The sequence below is a fragment of the Nocardiopsis sp. TNDT3 genome (assembly GCF_003427465.1).
GTDB lineage: Bacteria > Actinomycetota > Actinomycetes > Streptosporangiales > Streptosporangiaceae > Nocardiopsis > Nocardiopsis dassonvillei.
The window spans coordinates 1-4,871 of the sequence record NZ_QPFC01000056.1; the positions used below are offsets into that span (position 1 = coordinate 1).

Below are 4,871 nucleotides of genomic sequence, written 5' to 3' on the forward strand. Positions count from 1 at the left end.
CGCCCACCCCGCTCCCGCACGCGTCCACCGGGATCACCGCGCCCTCTTGGGCCAGGACCGCCCGGCAGTCTCGACCACGCCCCCGCCCGCCAGCACGAGGGGGAGCCCCGGGCCGGCGCGTCATCGTGCACGGCCCGGTACCTGGGCTCGGCCTCGGTGTTCACCGACCGGGTCACCCGCGCAGGATCGGGTAGGACCGGCGAGGCGGCCGACACCGGCCCCGGGGACGGCACCGGTCGCGCGGACTGAGCGCGCGGCGGGTGCCGACCACGGGGGAGGCGGCGGTCCCATGGCCGACACCGGCCGCACGGGAACCACCCACAGCGACGAAGGAACACGAGGATTCGATGAGCGTTGACCTGCACCACACCGAGAGCGGACCGGCCGACGCGCCGCCCCTGCTGCTCGGCGGCTCCCTGGGCACCACCACGCGGATGTGGGACCCGCAGGTGGAGGCCCTCTCGACCGTCTTCCGGGTGATCCGCTTCGACCACCGCGGACACGGTGACTCACCCGTTCCCGAGGGGCCCTACAGCATGGCCGACCTGGGCGGCGACGTCATCGCGCTGATGGACCGGCTGGGCATCGAACGCGCCCACTACGCGGGGCTGTCCATCGGCGGCATGGTCGGCCAGTGGCTGGCCGTCCACCACCCCGGACGCATCGACCGTCTGGCCCTGCTGGCCACCTCCCCCCACATGGGCCCGGCCCGGAACTGGCGGGACCGCGCCGCGCTGGTGCGCGCCGAGGGCACCGGGGCCGTGGCGGACTCGGTGGTGGAGCGCTGGTTCACCCCGGCCTTCGCCGAGGACCGCCCGGCCGAGGTCGCCGTGCTGCGGGACCAGGTCGCCGCCACCGCGCCGGAGGGGTACGCGGGCTGCTGCGAGGCCATCGAGACCCACGACGTGCGTGAGGACCTGCACCGGATCAGCGCGCCCACGCTGGTCGTCGCCGGGGCCGACGACCCCTCCACGCCGCCCGCCGGGAACGCCGAGCTGATCGCCGAGCGCGTCCCCGGCGCGCGCCTGGTGGTCCTGGAGGAGGCCGCGCACCTGCTGTCCTGGCAGCGCAGCGCCGAGGTCAACACCCTGCTCGCCCAGCACTTCGCGTCCGCCGACCGCCACGGAGCGGGGACGTAGGTGTGCCGCGCCGTGCCGGGCGACGAGCACGTGGACCGGGCCCGGGCGCGCACGACCGGCTTCACCGAACCGTTCCAGGGCCTCATCACCCGCTACGCCTGGGGCGAGTTCTGGACCCGTCCGGGCCTGGACCGCCGCACCCGCAGCCGCATGGTGCTCACCGCGCTGGTCGCGCACGGGCACTGGGACGAGCTGGCCATGCACGTGCGCACTGCCCTGCGCAACGGGCTGGAGCCCGACGAGACCGGCGGGGTGTTCCTCCAGTCCGCCGTCTACCGCGGAGTGCCCGCCGCCGACCGGGCCCTCGGCATCGCCCGGGAGGTCCTCGCCGAACAGGACGGGTAGAGGTGAGGGGCGCTGGTCAGGGTCGTGCGCTGACCAGCGCCCTCGCGCATCCGGCCCGGGGACGCGAGGTCCACGGCGCGACGCCGACCGGGGTCCTCCACCCGGACACACCCGGTCGGGTGCGGGCCACGTCGCGCCGGGCCGCCGGGTCAGCGCTTGAAGGCCACGCCAGCCAGCTCCCACAGCTTGACCTTGGGGTCGGCGGGACGGAACACCGGGTCGATGTCCGGGTGGCGCCAGGTGGCGCAGTCCACCGCGCGCGGGCCCCCGTCGCGCCCGTCGGTCCAGGGGCTGGCCAGGTCCAGGCCGTCGAAGACCGCCGAGGCCTCCTCGGGGCTGCGCACCCGGCCCCACGGGGTGCCGAAGGACAGGATCTTGTCGGTCATCCACACGGCGGAGGCCGGATCGTCGGAGACGATGTGGGAGGAGATCAGACACGATCCCGGGGCCAGGCGGTCCATGAGGGCGCGCACCATGCCGAAGGGGTCGCTGTCGTCGGGGATGCAGTGCAGCAGCGAGACCAGCATCACGCACACGGGCAGGTCGGTGTCGATGAGCCTGGTGGTCTCGGGGGAGCTCAGGATCTCCTCGGTGTCGCGGATGTCGGCCAGCAGGAACGAGGTCTGCCCGCTGTCGCTGATCAGCGCCCGGCCGTGCGCGAGCACGATGGGGTCGTGGTCGACGTAGACCACCCGGGCCCGCGGGTTGGCCTGCTGGGCGGCGTGGTGCGTGTTGTTGGCGGTGGGCAGCCCGGCCCCCAGATCGAGGAACTGCTCCACCCCCTGGGCCGCCACGTACTCCACCGCGCGCGAGAGGTAGGCGCGGTTGTCGTTGGCGAAGGCGACCAGTTCGGGGATACCGTCCGCGAGTGCCTCGCAGGCCTTGCGGTCGGCCTCGAAGTTGTCCTTACCCCCCAGGAGGTAGTCGTACATGCGTGCGATGCTGGGGGTTTCCATGTCGATGTTGGGGGGGAAGTGATCGGCCATGAAGGATACCCATCCGATGAAGTGACGAGGCGAGTTCTCTGGCCGAATGGTAACCGTGATCCCACGTCCTTGTGGAGTTTTCCACAACAAAGTTCGAAGTGCGTATTCGGCACCCCATACGCTCACGTTCCGGTCCCTGTTCGCGGTTGTCCGAAACCGGGCAGATCATCGGCCACGAGTCCGGGAGCCGCGGCCCTGACGCGCTCGCCGGAGCCCTCCGGGGGGCTCGGCCGGGCGGGAAGCGGCGGCGCGGACCAGAACGCGGCGGCCGAGCCGGGATCCGCCGTGTTCGCCGGGGGAGGCGGTTCGTCGACGGTATCCAATACCGCTTCTCCGTCATTTCTCCCGATTGTCGGATATTCGCCCGAAAATCCTTTTGCGGTGGCCGTGGAAAACGCTTTGACCTGCGCCACGAGCGCGCGCCGCTCCCGGCCCAGCCACCGGGTCAGCACGAACGGATCGCGGTCGGCCTCGGTGCCCAGCTCCGCCACCGCCGCCACCAGGTGCGCGCACCTGGCGTCCCACCGGTCACAGGAGCAGGTCGCCACCAGCGCGTCCCACCCGCGCGGAACCAGATCCCACCCCAGCAGCGAGAACACCCGGGCCGCCGCCACCGGCAGCTCACCGGCCAGGATCCGGGCGCGGAACACCGGCTGGGAGGCCAGCGCGGCGCACAGGCGCTCCCACTCGGCCTCCGGCGGCACCGTGCGGATCAGGCTCACCTCGTGCGCGCCCGGGCCGCGCACCCGTCCCGTGACCTCGCCCGGACGCACCGACAGCCGCTCCACCCGCGCGTTCCCGGAGGCCGGGCCCGGCTCCCCCAGGGCCTGCGCGAACAGCGGCGACCACGCGCTCACTCGGCCACCGCCTCCGGGGACAACCGCACGACCTCGCGCAGGTCCTGGACGGACAACCCGGTCAGCCACGCCTCACCGGTGGCCACGGCGCCGTCGGCCAGCGCGCTCTTGCGCTCGATCATCTCGTCCACCCGCTCCTCGACCGTGCCCACGCACACCATCTTGCGCACCTGCACGTCCCGCCGCTGGCCGATCCGGAACGCCCGGTCGGTGGCCTGGTTCTCCACCGCCGGGTTCCACCAGCGGTCCACGTGCACCACGTGGTTGGCCGCGGTCAGGTTCAGCCCCGTCCCGGCGGCCTTGAGCGAGAGCAGGAACACCGCCGGGCCCTCCATCTCCTGGAAGCGCTGCGTCATCTCCTCCCGCTCCGCCTGCGGAGTGCCCCCGTGCAGCCACAGCACCGGCACCCCCAGACGCGAACGCAGGTAGGGGGCCAGGCGCTCACCGAAGCGCGCGTACTGGGTGAAGCACAGGGCCTTGTCGCCCTCGGCCGCGGCCGAGGCCAGGATCGCCTCCACCCGCTCCAGCTTGCCCGAGCGCCCCGACAGCGCCGAGCCGTCCCCCAGGAACTGCGCCGGGTGGTTGCAGATCTGCTTGAGCCGCGACATCGTCGCCAGCACCAGCCCCTTGCGCTCCTTCTCTGTCGCCTCGGCCAGCCGCTCGCCCATCTCGTCCACCACCGCCTTGTACAGCGAGGCCTGTTCCGGGGTGAGCGTGCACCAGGTGCGCATCTCCAGCTTCTCGGGCAGGTCGGCGATGATCGACCGGTCGGTCTTGAGGCGGCGCAGCACGAACGGCCCGGTCATGCGGCGCACCAGCGCGGTGTCGGGCCCCTCCTCGCCCTCGACCGCCCGCTCGAAGGCCGCCGCCGTGCCCAGCAGCCCCGGGTTGGCGAACTCCATCACCGACCACAGCTCGCCCAGGTTGTTCTCCACCGGGGTGCCGGTGAGCGCGATCCGCGTGGCCGCGGGCAGCGACCGCACCGCGCGGGCCTGCCGGGTGCCGTGGTTCTTGAGCGCCTGAGCCTCGTCGCACACCACCCGGTGCCAGGGCATGCCCGCCAGCTCCTCGCTGTCGCGGGTGACCACGCCGTAGGTGGTGACGACCAGGTCGCACGAGCCCACCAGGCGGGCCAGGGCGTTGCCCGAGGGCCGGTCCGGGCCGTGCTGGACGTGCACCCGCAGCGAGGGCGCGAACCGCTCGGCCTCGCGACGCCAGTTGCCCACGAGCGAGACCGGGCACACCAGCAGGGTCGGCCCCGGAGCGGGTTCGCGCAGCCGCTCGTCGGTGAGCAGGGCCAGCAGCTGCACGGTCTTGCCCAGGCCCATGTCGTCGGCCAGGACCGCGCCCAGGCCCAACTCGCCCAGGAAGCGCAGCCACGACGCGCCCCGGTCCTGGTAGGGGCGCAGCGAACCCCGGAAACCGGACGGTGTGCCCATCGGGCGAGGCTCGGCCTTGGCGCCCCCGTCCAGCAGCGCGCCCAGCGGACCGGAGGCGACCGCGTCGGCCACCGGCAGGGGAGTGGTGCCCTCCACCCCGATGGC

At 73.2% G+C, this 4,871-nt stretch carries 5 protein-coding genes; 2 read left to right on the plus strand and 3 right to left on the minus strand.

Annotated elements, in window-relative coordinates; all coding sequences use genetic code 11:
* Positions 1-347 precede the first annotated feature (347 nt).
* Together pcaD and DQW06_RS01640 are read left to right on the plus strand one after the other, a co-directional pair.
* Positions 348-1,139 carry a 3-oxoadipate enol-lactonase gene (gene pcaD / locus DQW06_RS01635; RefSeq protein WP_013153312.1) on the plus strand — a complete coding sequence of 264 codons (792 nt, stop codon included), beginning with the start codon at positions 348-350 and terminating at the stop codon, positions 1,137-1,139.
* Between the two features lie 12 nt (positions 1,140-1,151).
* Complete coding sequence (locus tag DQW06_RS01640; RefSeq protein WP_232238462.1) at positions 1,152-1,484, plus strand: carboxymuconolactone decarboxylase family protein; 333 nt, start codon at positions 1,152-1,154, stop codon at positions 1,482-1,484.
* A gap of 149 nt (positions 1,485-1,633) precedes the next feature.
* Here DQW06_RS01640 and DQW06_RS01645 read toward each other — a convergent pair whose 3' ends face one another.
* The 3 genes from DQW06_RS01645 to DQW06_RS01655 all read right to left on the minus strand — a co-directional run.
* On the minus strand, positions 1,634-2,470 hold the full coding sequence (locus DQW06_RS01645; RefSeq protein ID WP_013153310.1) for an SAM-dependent methyltransferase: 837 nt from the start codon (positions 2,468-2,470) through the stop codon (positions 1,634-1,636).
* A gap of 122 nt (positions 2,471-2,592) precedes the next feature.
* The gene (locus DQW06_RS01650; RefSeq protein ID WP_013153309.1) at positions 2,593-3,327 is read right to left on the minus strand and encodes a hypothetical protein; all 735 of its coding nucleotides are present in this window, start codon (positions 3,325-3,327) and stop codon (positions 2,593-2,595) included.
* Positions 3,324-4,871 (minus strand): DEAD/DEAH box helicase (locus tag DQW06_RS01655; RefSeq protein ID WP_198662357.1); only part of this gene is annotated, 1,548 nt, incomplete at its 5' end. The genes DQW06_RS01655 and DQW06_RS01650, both read right to left, overlap by 4 nt.

Excerpts from the sequence above, each read along its gene's own strand:
- DQW06_RS01645 (WP_013153310.1), bottom strand. The coding sequence starts at position 2,470 with ATGGCCGATCACTTCCCCCCCAACATCGACATGGAAACCCCCAGCATC.
- pcaD (WP_013153312.1), top strand. The coding sequence starts at position 348 with ATGAGCGTTGACCTGCACCACACCGAGAGCGGACCGGCCGACGCGCCG.